This is a genomic window from Arsenophonus symbiont of Ornithomya chloropus, from assembly GCF_964026495.1.
Taxonomy (GTDB): domain Bacteria; phylum Pseudomonadota; class Gammaproteobacteria; order Enterobacterales; family Enterobacteriaceae; genus Arsenophonus.
This window is the reverse complement of sequence record NZ_OZ032148.1, coordinates 405,874-427,284: the sequence shown is the minus strand read 5'-3', so window position 1 is coordinate 427,284 and position 21,411 is coordinate 405,874. Positions and strand designations below refer to the sequence as shown.

The 21,411-nt window shown below is 23.4% G+C and carries 16 protein-coding genes; 9 read left to right on the top strand and 7 right to left on the bottom strand.

The window, feature by feature from the left end; genetic code table 11:
* Window positions 1–3 precede the first annotated feature (3 nt).
* Window positions 4–810: a phospholipid ABC transporter ATP-binding protein MlaF gene (mlaF, locus tag ABNS14_RS01555; RefSeq protein WP_348666616.1), complete on the bottom strand. Its 807-nt coding sequence runs from the start codon at window positions 808–810 to the stop codon at window positions 4–6.
* A gap of 781 nt (window positions 811–1,591) precedes the next feature.
* Here mlaF and kdsD point away from each other — a divergent pair.
* The 6 genes from kdsD to rapZ all read left to right on the top strand — a co-directional run bounded on the left by kdsD (window position 1,592) and on the right by rapZ (window position 6,877).
* On the top strand, window positions 1,592–2,560 hold the full coding sequence (gene kdsD / locus ABNS14_RS01550; protein ID WP_348666615.1) for an arabinose-5-phosphate isomerase KdsD: 969 nt from the start codon (window positions 1,592–1,594) through the stop codon (window positions 2,558–2,560).
* A gap of 347 nt (window positions 2,561–2,907) precedes the next feature.
* Window positions 2,908–3,471 (top strand): LPS export ABC transporter periplasmic protein LptC, encoded by a 564-nt coding sequence (gene lptC / locus ABNS14_RS01545; RefSeq protein ID WP_348666614.1) that lies wholly within the window; start codon window positions 2,908–2,910, stop codon window positions 3,469–3,471.
* Between the two features lie 74 nt (window positions 3,472–3,545).
* On the top strand, window positions 3,546–4,052 hold the full coding sequence (gene lptA / locus ABNS14_RS01540; protein WP_348666613.1) for a lipopolysaccharide transport periplasmic protein LptA: 507 nt from the start codon (window positions 3,546–3,548) through the stop codon (window positions 4,050–4,052).
* 8 nt (window positions 4,053–4,060) lie between these two features.
* On the top strand, window positions 4,061–4,786 hold the full coding sequence (gene lptB, locus ABNS14_RS01535) for an LPS export ABC transporter ATP-binding protein (protein ID WP_348666612.1): 726 nt from the start codon (window positions 4,061–4,063) through the stop codon (window positions 4,784–4,786).
* Between the two features lie 694 nt (window positions 4,787–5,480).
* Entirely contained in the window at window positions 5,481–5,948 is a 468-nt protein-coding gene (gene ptsN / locus ABNS14_RS01530) for a PTS IIA-like nitrogen regulatory protein PtsN (RefSeq protein WP_348666611.1), read from the top strand.
* A 74-nt stretch (window positions 5,949–6,022) separates the two neighbouring features.
* Entirely contained in the window at window positions 6,023–6,877 is an 855-nt protein-coding gene (gene rapZ / locus ABNS14_RS01525) for an RNase adapter RapZ (protein ID WP_348666610.1), read from the top strand.
* Between the two features lie 184 nt (window positions 6,878–7,061).
* On the opposite strand, the gene pmbA is transcribed toward rapZ, so the two are convergent.
* The 6 genes from pmbA to ABNS14_RS01495 form a co-directional block, all read right to left on the bottom strand.
* Window positions 7,062–8,402: a metalloprotease PmbA gene (gene pmbA / locus ABNS14_RS01520; protein ID WP_348666609.1), complete on the bottom strand. Its 1,341-nt coding sequence runs from the start codon at window positions 8,400–8,402 to the stop codon at window positions 7,062–7,064.
* A 212-nt stretch (window positions 8,403–8,614) separates the two neighbouring features.
* The gene (tldD, locus tag ABNS14_RS01515) at window positions 8,615–10,066 is read right to left on the bottom strand and encodes a metalloprotease TldD (protein ID WP_348666608.1); all 1,452 of its coding nucleotides are present in this window, start codon (window positions 10,064–10,066) and stop codon (window positions 8,615–8,617) included.
* A gap of 1,092 nt (window positions 10,067–11,158) precedes the next feature.
* Window positions 11,159–13,498, bottom strand: a complete 2,340-nt coding sequence (locus tag ABNS14_RS01510) for a DUF3971 domain-containing protein (RefSeq protein WP_348666607.1) — start codon at window positions 13,496–13,498, stop codon at window positions 11,159–11,161.
* Window positions 13,499–14,072: 574 nt separating this feature from the next.
* Complete coding sequence (gene mreD, locus ABNS14_RS01505; protein WP_348666606.1) at window positions 14,073–14,561, bottom strand: rod shape-determining protein MreD; 489 nt, start codon at window positions 14,559–14,561, stop codon at window positions 14,073–14,075.
* 58 nt (window positions 14,562–14,619) lie between these two features.
* Complete coding sequence (mreC, locus tag ABNS14_RS01500) at window positions 14,620–15,594, bottom strand: rod shape-determining protein MreC (protein ID WP_348666605.1); 975 nt, start codon at window positions 15,592–15,594, stop codon at window positions 14,620–14,622.
* Window positions 15,595–15,678: 84 nt separating this feature from the next.
* Complete coding sequence (locus ABNS14_RS01495; protein WP_348666604.1) at window positions 15,679–16,719, bottom strand: rod shape-determining protein; 1,041 nt, start codon at window positions 16,717–16,719, stop codon at window positions 15,679–15,681.
* A gap of 1,181 nt (window positions 16,720–17,900) precedes the next feature.
* On the opposite strand from ABNS14_RS01495, the gene aroQ reads away from it, so the two are divergent.
* The 3 genes from aroQ to accC all read left to right on the top strand — a co-directional run bounded on the left by aroQ (window position 17,901) and on the right by accC (window position 20,295).
* Window positions 17,901–18,368, top strand: a complete 468-nt coding sequence (aroQ, locus tag ABNS14_RS01490; protein WP_348666603.1) for a type II 3-dehydroquinate dehydratase — start codon at window positions 17,901–17,903, stop codon at window positions 18,366–18,368.
* Between the two features lie 110 nt (window positions 18,369–18,478).
* The gene (accB, locus tag ABNS14_RS01485) at window positions 18,479–18,952 is read left to right on the top strand and encodes an acetyl-CoA carboxylase biotin carboxyl carrier protein (RefSeq protein WP_348666602.1); all 474 of its coding nucleotides are present in this window, start codon (window positions 18,479–18,481) and stop codon (window positions 18,950–18,952) included.
* Between the two features lie 11 nt (window positions 18,953–18,963).
* The gene (gene accC, locus ABNS14_RS01480; RefSeq protein WP_348666601.1) at window positions 18,964–20,295 is read left to right on the top strand and encodes an acetyl-CoA carboxylase biotin carboxylase subunit; all 1,332 of its coding nucleotides are present in this window, start codon (window positions 18,964–18,966) and stop codon (window positions 20,293–20,295) included.
* The last annotated feature ends 1,116 nt before the right edge of the window (window positions 20,296–21,411 follow it).

Genomic DNA, 21,411 nt, shown 5'->3' with positions numbered 1-21,411 from the left:
CTATTATCCTAATAAATCTTCTAGATAATTTTTTTCAGGAAATTGAAATTTCATTGGACCATGTGATATTCCATTAAGAAATTGTTTAACTTTTTCATCTTTATTGTTTTTCAATTCTTTGACAGTTCCACCAGCAATAATACATTTTTCTGCAAAAATATATGCTTTATCCGTAATACTAAATAAAGCATGAATATCATGAGATACAATAATGCAAGTAATACCTAATGCATAATTTAATTTATAAATAAGATTTACTAAAATTCCCATTGTAATTGGATCTTGTCCCACAAAAGGTTCATCAAATAAAATTAATTCTGGATCAAGTGCAATAGCACGTGCTAATGCCACTCGTCTTGCCATTCCACCTGATAATTCATCAGGCATAAGATTAGCTGCACCTCGCAACCCTACTGTTTCTAGTTTCATCATTACTACTGTATGAATAATATCTTGCGTTAAAAAAGTATGTTCACGTAAAGGAAATGCAACATTATCAAAAACATTTATATCAGTGAATAATGCAACAGATTGAAATAACATACTCATTTTTTTTCTAACTACATAAAGTTCAGAACGTGATAATTTTGAAATATTATCACCATCAAAAAAAATTTCTCCTTTATCTGGACGTAATTGACCACCAATTAAACGTAATAAAGTAGTTTTTCCAATACCGGATGGCCCCATAATAGCTGTAATTTTCCCTCGCGGGATTCTTAAATTTATATCATTAAAAACGGAGGTTGTTCCTCTACTAAAAAACATATTCTTAATTTTTATAATATTATTTTTTATACATTTATGCATAATAAGTATTTTATTTTAATTTTTAATTATTTGATTTTATATATTAAATTAAATATAAGAGATTTTACATAAAATTAATATTAACTATTCTCTATAAGAATATTATTTTTGTATTCCATATAAATTAACTTTTAAATAAATCAAATAAACCTAAAAAAATTAATAAAAAATTAATATTATAAATATATACTACTTAATATATTTAAAACAAAAATTAAATTTTTATTAACTATTTTTATATATAAAAATATAATATATTTCAAATAATTAGATTATATTTTAACTCAAAAAATTATTATTTTGATACTATTACTAATTTATCATAGATAATTTTGAAATCATGAAAATAATTTTTATCAAAAAATATTTTTATAATATATACATCTAATAAGGAGAAAAAATAGCTATGCGTGAATTATATACAAGATATTTTGTATTATTTTAGTAATTTTTTAAAAAAAATTGTTAACATAACAAAAATTATGAAAAATATATAAATATATAATAATCAAATATTAACATTTTATTAACGATATTATTAAATTTATTATTAAATTTTACAAAATTATCATAAAAAAATAATTAAAAATAAATTAACAATATTTTATATATATCCATCATTGCATATTTTTATATCTAAAATTTTAGCACATTTTACTTAAACTTAAAACAAAAATGGCATATTAAATAATAACACATTATACTTTACATTTACACTTTATAAATAATATATAAACAAAAACAAACAATAACTCATAAAAATTATATATTAGGATAAAAAATGCTGAAAATTAATTTTCAAAAAACAGCTAAGAAAGTATTAGACATTGAACGTAATGAACTAGCTAATTTAGTACAATATATTAATCATGATTTTAATTCAGCTTGTTTACTTATCTTTGCATGCAAGGGAAAAGTCATTGTTATGGGTATGGGGAAATCAGGTCATATTGGCTGCAAAATTGCTTCTACCATGGCAAGTACAGGAACTCCTGCATTTTTCTTACATCCAGGAGAAGCTAATCATGGTGATATAGGCGTAATTAGTAAAGAAGATATTGTGTTTGCTATTTCTAATTCTGGAGAATCAAATGAAATTTTGGCACTAATACCAGCATTAAAAAGAAAAAATATTCGTCTAATATGTATGACAAAGAATCCTCTAAGTAGTATGGGAAAAGCAGCTGATATTCATCTTTGTATCAAAATCACACAAGAAGCCTGCCCATTAGGTCTAGCTCCTACAACTAGCACAACAGCCATGCTCGTGATGGGTGATGCAATTGCCATAAGTTTACTCCAAGCTAGAGGTTTTACTGCTGAAGACTTTGCACTTTCTCATCCAGGTGGTACATTAGGACGTAAACTTTCACTAAACGTCAGTGATTTAATGCATAAAGGAAAAGATATTCCATATGTAACAAAAAATGCAACTTTACAAGAAGCATTAATAGAAATTACTCAAAAAAAATTAGGAATGGTAGTAATTTGTAACAAAAAATATGAAATTGAAGGAATTTTTACTGATGGTGATTTACGACGCGTTTTTGGGATGAAAATCGACTTAAATAATACAAAAATTATAGACGTTATGACAATTGGAGGTATAAAAATTACACCTGATCTTTTGGCAATTAATGCATTAAAATTAATGCAAAAACATCATATTACTTCATTATTAGTTGAAAAATCAAATACACTCATCGGTGTTATTCATATGCATGATCTTTTACAAGCCGGTATAATATAATACAAAAAATTAATGTTAACATTTTTAAAATATCTAAAAATATGGCGATCGATTAACATATGAACAAGAATTTTGTGAAAAGATTTTTATCGTATTTATAAAAAACATGGATTTCAAAAAAAATACAAAAAATATAGATTTAGATTTTTTTTATATAGATCATACCGTAAATTACATAACCTCATTTTTTATAATAATATTTATTTTAAATTGTCACAGACAATTCGCCATTTAATCTATTTTAATTAAATTTAAAAATAAAAAATAAGATTATAGATAAAATTTTGATTAAAAGAGTCTTTCTTAAGAAACTATTTTTCATTTTTACAAACAGAAATTAACAGATAATGCATAAATCAAATTTTTTTTTCAACATTATATTAATAATAATTATTTTAACTATTATTGGTTGGAATTTTACTAATTTAAATAAATTAACAGAACCAATAATAATTGATGATTATCAACCAAGCTATCAAACTATAAATTCTATTACTCATATCTATGATCCTTTAGGTAAACTAGTTTATAAACTAATAACAAATCAAGCATATTATTTTTCTCATCAAAAAAAAAGTTGTTTTATAAAACCAGTATTAACTATATATAATACAAAAAGTATACCTATTTGGAAAATAACTGCCGATCAAGCAAAATTAACAGATGATAATATACTTTATTTACATGGTAATGTTCAAATTAATAATTTGAATAAAAATTTAAATTTAAAACATATTTTAATGAAAAACTCTATTATTAATTTAATAACTCAAGATGTAATATCTGATGATCGTGTTATAATAATTGGTAATGGTTTTAAAACAATAAGCATGAAAATACATGGTAATATAAAAAAACATATTGCAGAATTAGATGAAAATGTCAAAACTTATTACGAACAACTCAATTAATATAAACAATTCAAAAAAAATATAAAATAATAATGATTACAAAAAATATATTCAATAATTTCAATAAAATAATTATGAGTATAATATTAACATTTAGTTTATCAGCTATAGCTCTCAAAAATGATTCTAAACAAGCCATTCATATTAACTCAGTAAGACAATCACTAAATCTAGAAAAAAATATTACTATATTTACAAAAAATATTACTATAAAACAAGGAAGTATTGATATTAGAGCTAATAAAGTTATTGTTACTCAAGCTAATAATACTAAAAAAATAATTCTTGAGGCTTATGGAACCCCTGTTACTTTTTATCAAATGCAAGAACATGGTAAAGCAATTCAAGGACATAGTGACAGTATACTTTATGAAATGGAGAAAGAACGCATAATACTAACTGGTAATGCTTATCTTGAACAATCAGATAGTAACATTAGAGGTGATAAAATTACCTATTTAATTAAAACCCAACAAATGGAAGCTTTTAGTAATACAGGAAAAAAAGTAACAAGCATATTATTACCTGCCCAATTACAAAAAAAAAATTTTATCATAAAAAACAAAAATAATATAAATTAATAAAAAAAATGGCTAAATTAATCGCAAAACATTTGGCGAAAACATATAAAAATTATAAAGTCGTTGCAGATGTAAGTCTAGAAGTAAATTCAGGTGAAATTGTTGGTTTGCTAGGTCCAAATGGTGCAGGTAAAACAACAACTTTTTATATGGTCGTTGGCATTGTAGTGCGTGATACAGGTACAATAAGTATTGATAAAGAAGATATTAGTTTACTTCCTCTACACGAACGTGCTCGCAAAGGAATAGGTTATTTACCACAAGAAGCTTCTATATTTAGACGTTTAAACGTTTATGAAAATTTAATGGCAGTATTAGAAATACGAAAAGATTTAACATTCAAAGAAAAACAAAAATGTATCAAAAATTTAATGAAAGAATTTAGCATTAGTCATTTAAAAAATAATTTAGGTCAATCGCTATCTGGTGGAGAGAGACGTCGTGTAGAAATTGCTCGTGCTTTGGCAGCAAATCCTAAATTCATTCTTTTAGATGAACCTTTTGCTGGTGTAGATCCAATATCAGTATTAGATATAAAAAAAATAATTCAACATTTAAAAAAATATGGTTTAGGAGTCTTGATCACAGATCATAATGTAAGAGAAACATTAGATGTTTGTGAACGTGCATACATTGTCAGTCAAGGTCATCTTATCGCTCATGGAACTCCTAAAGAAATATTAGAAAATGAACAAGTAAAACGTGTTTATTTAGGAGAGGGTTTTCGACTTTAATTAAAAAAGAATATAAAAAACAATAATTTTATTTCTTTTTATAAAAGAAATTCATTTATTAAAATTAAAATTTGATATTTTTAGATTAAAAAAATAACATAAGATTATAAAATGTATATAATTTATTTTTATAATTTTTCAAAATTAATTGATATTAGATACAATCTATTTTTTGCAAAAAATACCTCATTTTTTATTTTTCAATATATACCAAATAATTTTTCCTAAAAATAGATTATTAATTTTTTTATTTAATCATTCAAATCAAAATAAAAAATTTTTTTATATCTATCAATATTCTTATAAAAATTATGCAATTAAAAATAATTTAACTGAATAATAAATATTTTACAATATATTTTTTAAAAATATTTTTGTAAAATATACGAAACACACAAAATATCATCTTCTTTCAAGTATCATAGAAAAATAAAGACACTAATACACACAAACTTTTTTAAAAGTTACTAAAAAAAAATTATTTAAAATAATTAAATACCTGTTTAATCATTACTATAAAAAAAATTACAACTATTTTTATAAACATAAAATATGCTTCATATATAACAAAAAAATACATTATCATATTAAATATATATTATCCTTGATAATATATATTTTTCTGATTTCTAATCAGAATAAATCACAAATATCTGATATAATGATAGTTTAGCAAATAAATCTAATAAAAATAATGAACAATGAAGAAAAAATATCATTAAAATCGTTATTAACAAAATCATGTACATTAAATAATGTACATTGCACAAGCAAAAAACGTGCACTAGAAATTATTAGTGAAGTATCTGCAAATGTACTAAATATACCTAAAAATATGGTTTTTAATGCATTATTAACACGTGAAAAAGTTGGAAATACTGCTATCGGTGGGGGGATAGCAATTCCTCATGGAAAAATATGTAACAGCAATTCACCTAAAGCGATAGGTGTCTTACTTCATTTAAATCAAACAATTATTTTTGATGACATTGATAATCAATTAGTTGATTTACTATTTGCATTACTAGTTCCTTCAGAAGAAGGTAATACATATTTAGATACACTTTCTTTAATTGCTAAAAAATTTACAAATAAACACTTATGCCGTCGATTACGATCTGCACAAAGTAATGAAGAACTATATAAATTTATCATTGAATAATCATAATTATTAAAAAGATACTAAAAAATATCCAATTAATTATGATAAACTCTAAGGAGTAATAACTACTACTCATGATCTTGATGATAATCAGTGGACGTTCTGGTTCTGGTAAATCTGTTGCTTTAAGAGCACTAGAAGACATGGGTTTTTATTGTGTTGATAACTTACCAGTAATTTTATTGCCAACATTAGTAACTACTTTAATTAAACAAAAAACTTTTGCTGCTGTAAGTATTGATATTCGAAATATGCCAGAAAATCCAATAATTTTTGAACAAATTTTTAAAAAATTATCAGTTTTTTTTCCTAAAATACTTTTTCTTGATGCGAACCACAATACACTAATCAGAAGATATAGTGATACACGCCGTCTTCATCCACTTTCCAATCAAAATTTATCATTAGAAAATGCTATTGATGCAGAAAATAAATTATTAGAATCACTGCGATCTCGAGCTGATTTAATTATAGACACTTCTGATCTATCTGTTCACAGATTAGCTGAAATACTTCGAGCACACTTATTAGGAAAAAAAAAGCGTGAAATTACTATGGTCTTTGAATCTTTTGGATTTAAGTATGGTATTCCGATTGATGCTGATTATGTATTTGATGTACGTTTTTTACCTAATCCACATTGGAATCCAAAATTACGCCAAATGACTGGTTTAGATCTTCCTATTGCTAATTTTTTAAATCGACATATAGAAGTACATAATTTTATCTATCAAACACGTAATTATATTGAATTATGGCTACCAATGTTAGAATCTAATAATCGTAGTTATTTAACTATCGCCATTGGTTGTACAGGAGGTAAACATCGATCAGTTTATATAGCAGAAAAATTAGCCCATTATTTTCAATCTCAAGGTAAAAATGTTCAATCTCGCCATCGCACGTTAGAAAAAAAATATAATAAATAATATATACATAAAAATATATAATTTATTACATTTTTAATTTATTCTAAAAACGTAAATATCTATTTTTAAATCACATAATAAAAAGGTACATAAAATAAAATTTTATAAAATAAATTAAAAATTATATTATATAACTTATTTATCAATAATATTTTAATATTATAATTTTTCTATAAAAAGTATATTATAATCCAGAGATGCAAATTTCTGATAATAATACGGAACCACATTGAATATTACCCCGAGTTTCAATATCATTAGCTATCATTACTATATTAGCCCACATGTCTCTTAAATTTCCTACGATAGTAATTTCACTAACAGGATACTTAATTACTCCATTTTCTACCCAAAATCCACAAGCTCCTCTGGAATAATTTCCATTCATTAAACTAATTCCTTGTCCCATTAATTCTGTTATAATTAACCCCCTCCACATTTCTTTTAATAAAGCATCAAAATCTAATTCTTGATGTGTAATACACCAATTATGAATACCACTAGCATGACCAGTGGTTTTCAAACCCAACTTACGACCAGAATAACTATTTAACAGCCACGTTTGTAATATTCCTTGATCAACAATATTACATTCATTTGTCTTTACTCCCTCATCATCGAAAGGAGAAGATGCTAAACCACCAATTAAATGTGGTTTTTCTTGAATCGTTAACCAAGAAGGAAAAATTTGTTTACCAAGATCATGTAACAAAAAAGACGATTTTCGATAAATATTATAACCACTGATAGGATTGACCAAATGATAAAACAATCCAGTAGCCACTTCGGCAATAAAAATAACTGCAGTTTTCATGGTGGATAGTTTTTTAGGATAAAGACGTGATAAAGCTCGATTAGCGGCATTACATCCAACCCATTGAGGTGATTGCAAATCTTCTAATCGACGTGCTACCGTATAACTATTATCTCTTTCCATCGAATTATTTTCTTGAGCAATAACACAACTTGATATTGAATGTTGACTCAAACAATAACTTTGTAACATTTCAGCAGTATTACCAAATACTTTAATTCCATAATGACTATTAAAGTGTCCACCTTCCGTATTTTTTATCCTTTTATCTGTTTTTAAAGCAGAAATTTCTGCTTCACTAGCTAACTGAATTGCTTTTTGAAGATTTATTTCAAACGGATAAAATAATTTTAAATCTATTACTTTATAAGCTAAAAGATCAATATCTGGCAAACCTACAAAAGGATCCTCTGAAGTATATTTAGCAATATTAATAGCTGATTGTACAGTATGTTGAATTATTTTTGGATCTAAATTAGTAGAAGATGCAACCCCTTTACATTTTTTATAATATACTGTAATATAAAATATATGATCGCTATTAAATTCAATATTTTCAGTTTTACCAAAACGTGTACTGACACGAATACCCTTATTTGTATTAATAACTACTTCTGCTGCATCACATTTCTTTTTTGCTATAGATAATGCATATAAAACTTTTTCTTCTAATTCTTTACGTTGTAACAAAACTTTTTCTATAAAATTCATTAATATTATCCAAATATAAAAAATACATTATAAACATTTTATTCTTTGTAAGAAATTTGAAATATGCTTCATTATTTCATGAAAAATTATTAATAAGAAAGTATATAAAAATATAAATAATTTCATTACATATAAAATTTAATAAAATGATGGACATTTATAAAAAATTATCATGATAAAATCAGAAAAATAATGTTTTTTTATATAAAAAATTAAATTTCTGTTCCACCAATCGTCATACTTTCTAATTTTAATGTTGGTTGACCTACTCCAACAGGAATACTTTGACCTTCTTTCTCACAAGTACTAATTCCACTATCAATTTTTAAATCATTACCAACCATTGAAATTTGTTGCATAACATCTCTACCAGATCCAATTAATGTTACTCCTTTAATAGGTTTAGTAATTTTTCCTTTTTCAATTAAATAAGCTTCTAAAGTTGAAAAAACAAATTTTCCAGAAGTAATATCAACTTGTCCACCAGAAAAAGTAGGTGCATAAATACCTCGATTAACACTATCTATAATTTCTTCTGGCATTGATTTTCCTTCTAACAAATAAGTATTGGTCATACGAGGCATAGGTAAATGTGCATACGATTCACGCCGTCCATTTCCAGTAGGGGGGACACCCATTAACCGTGCATTCATTTTATCTTGCATATATTTTTTTAAAATCCCATTTTCAATTAAAATATTATATTTACCTGGTATACCTTCATCATCAATTGCTAAAGATCCTCTATGCCCAAATAATGTAGAATCATCAACAACAGTACAAAGTTCCGAAGCAACTTTTGTTCCTAATTGATTACTAAAAATAGATACCCCTCGACGACTAAAATCACCCTCAAGACCATGTCCTACTGCTTCATGTAATAAAATACCAGGTAATCCAGACCCTAATACAACAGGCATTCTCCCTGCTGGAGCAGCAATAGCTTGAAGATTAATTAATGCTATTCTTATAGCTTCTTTAACATAATATTCTACTAAAAATTCACCTTCATGTTTTTTTTTAAAGAAATATTGATAATCATAACGACCACCAAAACCACTAACACCACATTCACGTTTTCCTTTATCTTCAACTAAAACCCTAATAGATAAACATACTAATGGGCGTAAATCAGCAGCTAATGTCGAATCTGTTGCTACAATTAAAATATGTTCATAAATACCTGATAATTTAATATTAACTTCTTTAACTCGTGAATCTTCTGATCTGGCAAGTTGATCAATACGGTGTAAAAATTCTATTTTTTCTTCTTGATGTATTAATCCTAATGGATTACTTGTATTATAAAAGGATTTAAAATTAATATTTTTTAATGTACATATTTTTTTTTCATTGTTTTTTTTAAAAAAACTACATGCTGCATCTGCACTTTTGTATAACGTTTCTAAACTTATTTGATTAGTATAAGAAAATCCTGTTTTATCTTGATCAATAACACGAATACCAACACCTTCATCAATATTATAAGAACCTGTCTTGATAATTTTATTTTCTAATTCTAATGTTTCATGAAAGATTGATTGAAAAAACAGATCAGCATAATCTAAATGTCGTTCTGTAAGTAATCCTAAAACATCTTGAAGATGTTGGTAATTTAAATTTTTTGATGTTAAAAAATGTTCAGTAACAATGGTTAAACTCATATTAATTCACTCATTTTTATTACAGTAAATTTTTAATGGAATAAAAAATATTAAATATTAATATTTATGATATTGATCATATTTTTTATAATTTTTTAATATTTTTTCATAACTCCTTAATATTTTAAATAAAATCTGATAATTTTATTAAATTAAAAAACATTAAACATTTACAAAGAAAAAAATAGTACTAAAAAATTTTTTTATAAAGAAATTATATCATAAAAAATATTTTTATATATTTGCAATATTTTAAAAATATATTTTATATCTTTTAAAAATGTTATTAAATGTTTTTATTATAAATAAATAATCATTAGTAAACATTATAACTATTATGAAATTTATTCAAAATTTTATCAATTTTTGATTTCTTAAGATTACTTATGATTTTGTAAAAAACAATATTTTATTTTTTAATAACAATAAAACTTGATCAAAAATAAAAAAAAGATATACATATGATCAGTTTAAATAAAAATACATTTACCAAACCTAATATAAATAAAATCTTAGGAATAAAAAAGAATTAAATTAAATCTAATATTATTACTAAATATATTAGTAAATTTTGCTTATAAAATGTATTAAAAATAAACTTTAAAATCTAATCACTATATCTATTTTTTCAAAAAACTTTTCTGTGTTATTGTGAATTAAAACAAAAGTTATTGATTAAAAAATAATCTCAAATTCTAATAGAAAATTTTCCTGAATAATACATCAAATTAATTTTAAAAAAATACTTCTTGCACATATAGAAATACACCAAAAGAAACTATTAAAAATAGTTTTCATGTTTTAAATTTTAAAATCAATAACATTATTTATTAAGATCTTTTTTAAAAATTTTAAATGATTTTTTTTATTTAATATTATAGAAAACAGAATTTTGTTTTTTAGTAATATTGGTTACAAAATATGAAAACTTTTTAATTTTTTAGTATTTAGCATAATTTTTATGCATGAATCGGTTTTATTAAAAGTATATATCATATTATAATCATAATTTATCAAAAATATTTGCAAAATTTTAATAACAATAGTATAAGAAATCATAAAAAACTTATGATATTTTTTGTTAATATCATTTTAAAGTGGAATATTAATAGATACTTTTCCATATGAAGTAGTAATCCCAGATAAATAACGTTTAATAAATCGAGGTAAAATAAATATTTTATCAGCTTGCCAATGACTAGAAAAATTAATATTAATATAGTAATTCTTGCTTGTTTTCATTGTTTTTAATGTTAAATTTACAGGTTGTCCAAACCATTCTGCACATAACTTTTTACTTTCAAAATTACTATTTTTAAAATAAATATATCCCGTTAATTTTTTAATTTTTTTATCAAAAATATGAATATTATTTTTATTAAAACCTATTCTTCCACTAATAATAAAAGTATTGAAATATTCTGCAAGAGGGATAGAAAGCATTAATTGACCAGTAAACTTACCATGTATTTTTACTACATTTAATATCTTAATAATATTTTTAATAGGTGTATACATTAAATAATCTCGTAATGCTTCTGCATCACTATTAAATTTTGATCTTATCAATAATTTTGAATGACCATAATTAGTAATATATCCGCTAATATCTAATATTTCTATATTACCTAATTTTATCTTCTTAGAAGATATATCTAATCTATTACGTTCAAAATTTAAATCAATATTTAAATTTAAAATTTTAGGCCAATTATGTTGATATTGAAAAATAACTGATCGTAAAGGTATAAAAATTTGAAATTCTCCATTATTTTCTTTAAAAGAAAAATTATGGGGGTCCCCATGAAATAATAAAGATGCTTCATCTACATAACCAGAAATAATTGTTTTTTTTAAATAATCATTTAACTTTTTTCCTATAAAGGGTTGAGGAAAATAATGCCAAAGATCACCAACATTTTTTAATTTTGCACCAGCTAAAAGGCTTAACATAGATTTGTTTTTATTTTCTACAAAATAACGAAAATCACCATTGATCCATAATGATTTTACTTGTAAGTTTATATTTTTACCTAAAATTAAATCTAATTTATTTTTTCTAGACCAAAAAATTGTTCCATGTCCACTAGAAATATTTACCGGAGTTTTAAATATTGATTTATATTTAATCTTACTGTTATTTAAATTAAAAACAAATATACCTCCTAGATAACCCCCTTTAAATGATCCACTAAAATGATTAATAGCAGATATATTTTTAATATCCACTAAATTCATATCATTCCAAGTAATATCAATTAAAGTTTTTTCTGGATATTTAGGTGTAATATCTAATACTAATCTAACAAGTTTTCCTTTTATTTGATATTTTTCTAAATTTTTGATAAAATCAGGCATAAAACAAGAAAAAATAGTAAAAAAAGATCTTAATTGTTCTAATGCAACATTATTCAGTAGTATTTGCCAATGATCTTGATCTTGATGAATTTTTAACTTAGGAAAATAAACAAAAGAAGCTTGGCCTTCAAGCCATTTTTTTTCATCAGTTATCAAATTTTCTAATTGTGGAATACAAAAAAACCAATGATTTTCTTGATGTTTCATATTCAAATATAAATTTCTAAAAGATATTTCATGTTTTTGTGCATTTAAGTTCCAATTTGCACTTCCATTATCAAAATATATCTGTCCATCTTCAATACGACTATTTTTAATTACAATCCAACTAGAAAAACCAAAGACTAAATTTTCTAAATTTATTTTACTATCTATCCAACAATTTAAAAAAGAAGATAAATTAATTTTATTACCATGTAAATAGACCATTCCTTTGTTTATGTTATTTTTATGACAAAAATTTATTTTAATTTGAATAATATTCTGATCTGATTTTTTTTTAAAAATATCAAAATTCATTATACCTTCTGCTAAATAATGATCATTTTGATTTAAACATATAAATTTTGGAATATTTAATGTCTTCTTTTCTAAGAGAGGCGATAAAAAATTTATATAACTATCTTTAAGTATTAAAGAATAAATTTTCTTAAAAATAATGTTACTAAAAATATCTAATTTAAAATAATCAAAATCAGCTTTACTAATAAGATTTAAAGGTTTATAATAATCAAAATTCAATTGATACAAAACAATTTCATGAAAAAATAAATCAAAAGAAAATAGCAAACGCCATATATCTAATACAAATGTTATTTTTTTGATTTGAATATTAATTTTTTCAGAAGAAAGCACAACATCTGATAAAACAAAATTTGGTTGCAAAAAGTTTAATTTTACTTTAAAATCTCTAATCTTTAGAGGGATACCAGTTAATAAATAAATATTTTCTTCAAATTGATTTTTATATAAATTCATTTGCAAAATAAAAAAACGTGATGCAATAAAAAATAAAAAAAATATTAGTATTATAACATTAATTTTAGATACTAATAATTTAATTAATTGTTTCACTCAATATCTCCTGCAAAAATTTCTTACAATAATAATTTATTTTGCATTATAAAAACATGAAATTATTTTAGATTAAAAAATGATTGAATTTGATCTTTTAAAAGAGATGTTTTAAGAAATTTTAAAAAAATTTACATTCACATATAAATTCATAGGTAATATGAACATAAATATCCAAAAATAAAAATATTAAAATATATATAATATAAGTAAATCCAACATTATTTTATTAAATTTTAATTTAATAATTTAATTTTATAATACAAAGTATTTTTAAATAAAAATCTACATAAAAAATAAAATTTTGATATAATTTTATAAAATACAAAAAATATAAAAATTTATATGATATAAAAATAAATTTTACTTTTTATAATATTTTTTTACTTTTAGTAAACCTTTAAATATTATTTTTTAACTATTACAAAAAAAATTTTCTACACTAAAAAAATTGTTTTATACATTAAATTTTTTTTATAATTTTCAAAAAAATATTCCACCATTAATTTAAAATTTATTAAAAATTATGTTAATATCTGTTAAAATCATTAAAATCATTTTTTTATAAATTAACTTAACGTATTAAAAATCGACGTCTAACTTTTCTTAAAAATACAAATATCCAAGGCCATAAAACACCATTTATTAAACAATTCAAAAATATTTCAGGATGAAATAATACGATAGAAGAAAAAAATTCTATTAAAAATATAGTAAAATTCATGATCACTGATAGTCCAAAAATAACAAATGATTGTTGCCACATTTCCATATTACGGAACAATTGATATTTATAGGATACTAAATAACAAATCATACTATTAGTTAATGCGTGTATCCCAAGAGTTATGCCTTGTATTAAATCCATTACAATTCCTAAAAAAAATCCACTACCTACACTAATTCTATGTGGTAAAGCCATAACCCAATAAATTAAAATTAATATTAACCATGCTGGTTTATAATAAATAAATTGTTTTGGACAAGGCATTTGTTCTAAAATTATTGCAACCAAAAAAGATAGCCAGATAACCCAGGATCTGTTACCACAGTATTGATTCATTCTACATTCCATCTGGTTGTTTTTATATTTTTTAAAGAAAATAATTTTTATTGCTTAATTAAGGAGGATTAATTTTTTTATCTTTTATATTTTTGAATATTATATCTTTTTCAATCACTTCATTTTTACTAGAAAACACATCAGGAAAAATATTTATTAAAGGCTCATTTGCAACTTTATATGCTTCTGATGCTGATAAGGAATTATTAACTTCATTAGAACTTCCTAATAACAACAAAAGATAACGTAATCTTTGTAAATCTGCACTGGGTTTTGCACGAATAATCATATAAGCACGTTGAAAATCATATTTTACAGAAGAAACAATAGCTACTGGATAGCCTTCTGGAAATCGACCTCCTAAACCAGAAGTTACTATCACATCACCAATTCGTATATCAGTATTATCAGGAACAGGTTCAAGTTGAAGATCATCACTACATCCTGCACCTGCTGCAATTACACGAATATCATTACGCAATATTTGTATAGGTAATGCATGAGTAATATCACAAATTAATAAAACACGGCTATTAAATTGACTAACTGAAATTACTTGACCTACAACACCTTTATCACTAATTACAGGTTGTCCTTCATAAACATCATCATATAAACCTTTATCAATCATAATTTGGTCTCGATAAGGAGTATGCAAACCAGATAATACTTGTGTTACCATCATATTTTCACGTTGACGTAAAGGAGAACCTAAAAGTGTACGTAATTTAGCATTTTCTTCTTTAATTTGTTCAAATAATAAATTATCTGCTTTTTTAAGTAATATTTCTTTTTTTAATGCATGATTTTCAAAAAGAAGCTGTTTTTGTTTTGTAAATGTATCTGAAATATTATCAAGAAATTCCCGGGGGAAATTAATTAAAAAATATAATGGAGTAAGTGGGATTTCTAAATAACTACGAAATTTATTAAAAGTATTAGAACGATCGCAAAAAAAGATTACGGTTGCAAAAAAAAGTGCAATAATAACACGAATTTTTATGGAAAGTCTTTTAATAAATATCGGTTTCATTAATTTATAACAAAAAAGTAAGAAGTGGTATTGAAAAATAAATAAAATATAAAATATAATCAACAATTAGTTTTTATAACATTTTTAATCGTCACTAAATAAATCACCACCATGCATATCAATCATTTCTAATGCTTTACCACCACCACGTGCAACACAAGTTAATGGATCTTCTGCAAGAATAACAGGAATACCCGTTTCTTCTATTAACAAAAGATCGAGATTACGTAATAATGCACCACCACCAGTTAAAACCATACCCCTTTCAGAAATATCAGAAGCTAATTCTGGTGGACATTGTTCCAATGCCAACATAACAGCACTAACAATACCACTTAAAGGTTCTTGAAATGCTTCAAGAATTTCATCTGAATTAAGAGTAAAACCACGTGGTACTCCTTCAGCTAAATTTCGTCCACGTACCTCAATTTCAATTTTATCTATTGCGTAAGCCGAACCAATTGCATGTTTAATACGTTCAGCAGTTGCTTCACCTATTAATGAACCATAATTACGACGAACATAATTAATGATTGCTTCATCAAATCGATCACCTCCAATACGTACAGATGCTGAATAAACAACACCATTTAATGAAATAACAGCTACTTCTGTAGTACCCCCCCCAATATCAATAATCATAGAACCTGTTGCTTCTGAAACAGGCAATCCGGCACCAATTGCTGCTGACATTGGTTCTTCAATCAAAAAAACTTCTCTTGCACCTGCACTAAGTGCCGATTCTCTTATTGCACGTCGTTCTACTTGAGTAGCTCCAACAGGCACACAAACTAAAACACGTGGACTAGGTCGCATAAAACTATTACTATGCACTTGTTTTATAAAATACTGTAACATTTTTTCAGTAATATAAAAATCGGCAATTACTCCATCTTTCATTGGACGGATAGCCGCAATATTACCTGGTGTACGACCTAACATCTGTTTTGCTTCATAACCTACTGCAGCAACACTTTTAGATGAACCTACTCGATCTTGACGAATAGCAACTACTGATGGTTCATTTAATACAATACCTTGTCCTCTAACATAAATAAGAGTATTGGCAGTACCTAAATCAATAGATAAATCATTTGAAAACATACCTCGAATTTTTTTTAACATAACAAAAAATAATCCTAAAAATAAAAAACATGAGATATTTCTACTTTGTTGATTACCTCAAAAATATAAAAAACATTAATTGCAAGAATAAATTTATTGCTTATACAAATATCTAAATCTTGAATAATATAAAAATACAAAAAAATTTAAATTTAATACTTGTTGCATATAAAAATTGTTGATAAAAATATTTTATAATTAACAATTATGATATTTAAAACATTAAAATCAATTTATATAAAATTTATTATATAAACAATAATTATGAATTATGAATAAAATAATGATATAAATTCACTTTACATCAATGAATTCAAATTGTTATTTTTGAGATAAAATTACTTAAAAAGTATTAATATTTATTTAAAAAACAGAATTGAAACTTAAATTATAATATAAATAAAATCAAAGCTTACAAATAAAATAACATTATATTCTATTATTACAATGATTATTACTAATAATTATTATATCTTATTTCAAAAATATAAAAAATATTTAAATTTATCAAAAGTTATTATATTTTTGTTTTTTCTATAAATTTTTTATCCGAATACTATAATTCTATAAATCTGATTACTGTAAAAAATTTACTTATCTAATAAACCATTATATAAATAGTAAAAAATCAAAATAAAAAAATATTTATATTTACTAAATAATATTATAATTTTTTATTTATTAACAAAAAAAAATAGTATTAAAGTTACATATACTTTATAGAATAAAGTAATATTAAACAATACTGTTATCAATTATTTTAATCTTCTCTTTAATTATTTTTTTTGAAAAAATAACTTATAAAAAATTTATATAATATATTAAAAATATGAAAATATTAATTTGTATCATAGTTTAATACATAAATTCTATAATTTTTATAAATTCATTTTAATAAATAACTTCCTAAAATTTATGAAATATTTTTATCTAAAATTTATAAAATATTTTCATAAATAAAATTTTAAAAAAAAATAACATTTTAACTTACATTTATTATAAAAAACATTTAATGTTTTAAATACTTTGTTTTTGTTAATACAATAATTACCTAATTTTGAAGAAATATTTTTGATCTCACTCTATTTCTTATAAAGAATAATTCTCATTCATAAAGAATAATGATAAATTATAAATATTTATATATCAAATTTATTAAAAATTAACCTGGAGCTATAAAAATGGTACATAATTTTCATATTTTAATATTAAATGGTCCTAATTTAAATATGATTGGAAAAAGAGAAATATTATTATATGGCAAAATTACATTAAAAGATATCATAAAAAAAACTTTTAAAAAAGCAAAAAAATTAGGCATAAAATTAACTCATTTTCAATCTAATGCTGAACATAAACTTATTGATACCATTCATAATGCAAAAAAAACAGTCGATTTTATAATAATAAATCCAGCAGGGTTTACTCATACTAGTATTGCATTAAGAGATGCTCTTTTAAGCATTGAAATTCCTTTTTATGAAATTCATATTACAAATATTTATTCAAGAGAAAAATTTAGACATCATTCTTATTTTTCGGATATTGCAAAAGGTATTATTTGTGGATTTCATGCTGATGGTTATATTTTTGCATTAGAATCTGCAGTAAAATTCTTATTTAAAATCAATAATATAAAAAATAATTAATAAAAAATATCATAATTTTTTTGATATATTTTGTATATGATAAAATTTAAATTTTAAATTTACGTTCATTTTATTTTAAAATATAAAAAATTAATAGATGGAATTAATTTATGGATATTCGTAAAATCAGAAAATTAATTGAACTTGTTGAAGCATCTGATATCTCTGAAATAGAAATTTCAGAAGGTGAAGAATCAGTACGTATTAGTCGTAAAATTACAGAAAATTCACAACAAGAATATATGGCAACATCAATCACACATCAACCAATTTCAACAAATATGATTACACCTAATCAAACGTTACCTAAAAAAATAGAAAAGATTAATGAAAAAAAAACAGAAATTACTGGTTATATCCTTCGTTCTCCAATGGTAGGTACATTTTATAGAGCTCCAACTCCAACAACAAAACCATTCATTGAAATCGGACAAATAGTTAAAATAGGTGATCCTTTATGTATTGTAGAAGCCATGAAAATGATGCATAAAATTGAAACAGATAAATCAGGTGTAGTAAAAGCAATTCTTGTAAAGAATGGAGAAGCTGTTGAATTTGATGAACCATTAATTATCATCGAATAATGAGGCATTTTATGCTTAAAAAAATTGTTATTGCTAACCGTGGTGAAATCGCTTTACGTATTTTACGTGCTTGTAAAGAATTAAAAATACAAACTGTTGCAGTACATTCTGTAGTTGATCGCAATTTAAAACATGTATTACTGGCTGATGAAACTGTTTGTATAGGCCCCGCTGCATCAGCTGAAAGCTATCTGAATATCCCAGCAATAATTTCTGCTGCAGAAATTACCGATGCAGAAGCTATTCATCCTGGCTATGGTTTTTTATCTGAAAATGCTGATTTTGCTGAAAAAGTAGAATGTTCTGGTTTTGTATTTATTGGTCCTAGAGCAGAAACTATTCGTCTTATGGGTGATAAATTATCTGCTATTAAAGTTATGAAAAAAGCAGGTATTCCTTGTATTCCCGGTTCTAATGGACCTTTAGGAGAAAATATAAAAATTAATAAAAATATTACTCAAAAAATTGGTTATCCTATAATTATTAAAGCATCAGCTGGGGGTGGTGGTCGTGGTATGCGCATTGTACGTAATGAAAATGAATTAGAACAAGCAATTATCTTAACACAAGCTGAATCTAAAATAGCTTTTAATAATAGTATGGTTTATATAGAAAAATTTTTACAAAATCCACGACACATTGAAATCCAAGTTCTTTCTGATGGACAAGGTAATGCAATTTATTTATCAGAACGTGATTGTTCAATGCAACGTCGTCATCAAAAAGTCATTGAAGAAGCACCTGCACCAGATATTCAAATTGATATAAAAAAAAATATTGGTGAATGTTGTGTGAAAGCTTGTCTTGATATTGATTATCGTGGTGCTGGAACATTTGAATTTCTATATGAAAATAAAGAATTTTACTTTATTGAAATGAATACTAGAATTCAAGTTGAACATACTATTACTGAAATGATTACAGGTATTGATCTTATCAAAGAACAAATAAGAATTGCTTCTGGTTTACCATTATCTATAAAACAAAAAGATATTGAAATTCATGGACATTCGATAGAATGTCGAATTAATGCAGAAGATGCAAAAACTTTTTTACCAAGTCCCGGTAAAATTATACGACTACATATTCCTGGTGGATTGGGTATACGTTGGGAATCACATATTTATGCAGGTTATACAGTACCACCTTATTATGATTCTATGATTGGAAAATTAATCACTTATGGAGAAAATCGTGAAATTGCTATTCTACGCATGAAAAATGCTTTATCTGAATTAATTATTCATGGAATTAAAACTAACATAGAAGCACAACAAAAAATCATGAATGATAATAATTTTTTAAAAGGTGGAACTAACATTCATTATTTAGAAAATCAATAATTTTGCATAAATACATTTTTAAAATTTATTTGATATTTTTCTATAAAATTAAGAAAAAATGTACTATTATTTTTTATACAAAATATTTTTTATATATATTTTAAAAAACATTATTAATAATTAATATAAAAACTCAAAACATAAAATGATGAAAAACACAAAAAATTTATCATTTTTATTCTAAATTGATAAAATACAAATTCAATTTTCATTATTATTTTTTATATCTTTTATCTTCATGCTAATACTTTTCTTATATACTTTTAAGGTATAAAATAAGAAATCAAATGTAAATAATTACTCGAGATATTTTATATTTGTAAAATATCATTGTAGATTATTTAAAATAATATTATAAATTTATAATCATTATCACAACTATCTTTTCTATTAAGAAATTTATTTTTTATAAAAAAATTACCAAAATGTCAAATATTAATATACAATATTTTTTAAATTATTTTGATAATGATAACAATTCTTGTATTACTTTATATTATGATACACTTATAATTTTATAATTTATAATTTTTTTAAAATATGAAAGATTCAAAATCTTTCTTTTTTATCCTACCAAAAATTAATTATATTTAACATAATAATTCTTATTGGATATACTAAATAAAGTTTTTTATTACTCATATTATATTAGTATAATTTTTGTTTTATAATCTAACAAACTATGATAAATGATAAATTTTTATTGTAATATTGTAAATATATAGCATAGTTTCCAATAACAATAAATAAAATATTAATTTTAATGTGATTAAAAATAAAAAACTTAAAAAATTCAATTTTTAATTATAATTCTAATAACATTAATTAATATTAAAAATACAAGTTTTATTTTTATCTCCAATTTTATTACTATTACTATCTTAAAAATAATACAATAATCTTATAATCAAACAAACAAATAACATTTTTAGTGATTTATATATAAAAATTTTTTTTATAAAACATGATTTTTAACTAAAAAATAATCATACTATTACAATAAACTGACACTTCTATCTTAAAATTTATAATTATAAAAAAATAAGCAAAAATACCTAAAAATATTAAAAAATAAATTAAATAATTAATTTATCGAAAAAATCATTACAAATTATC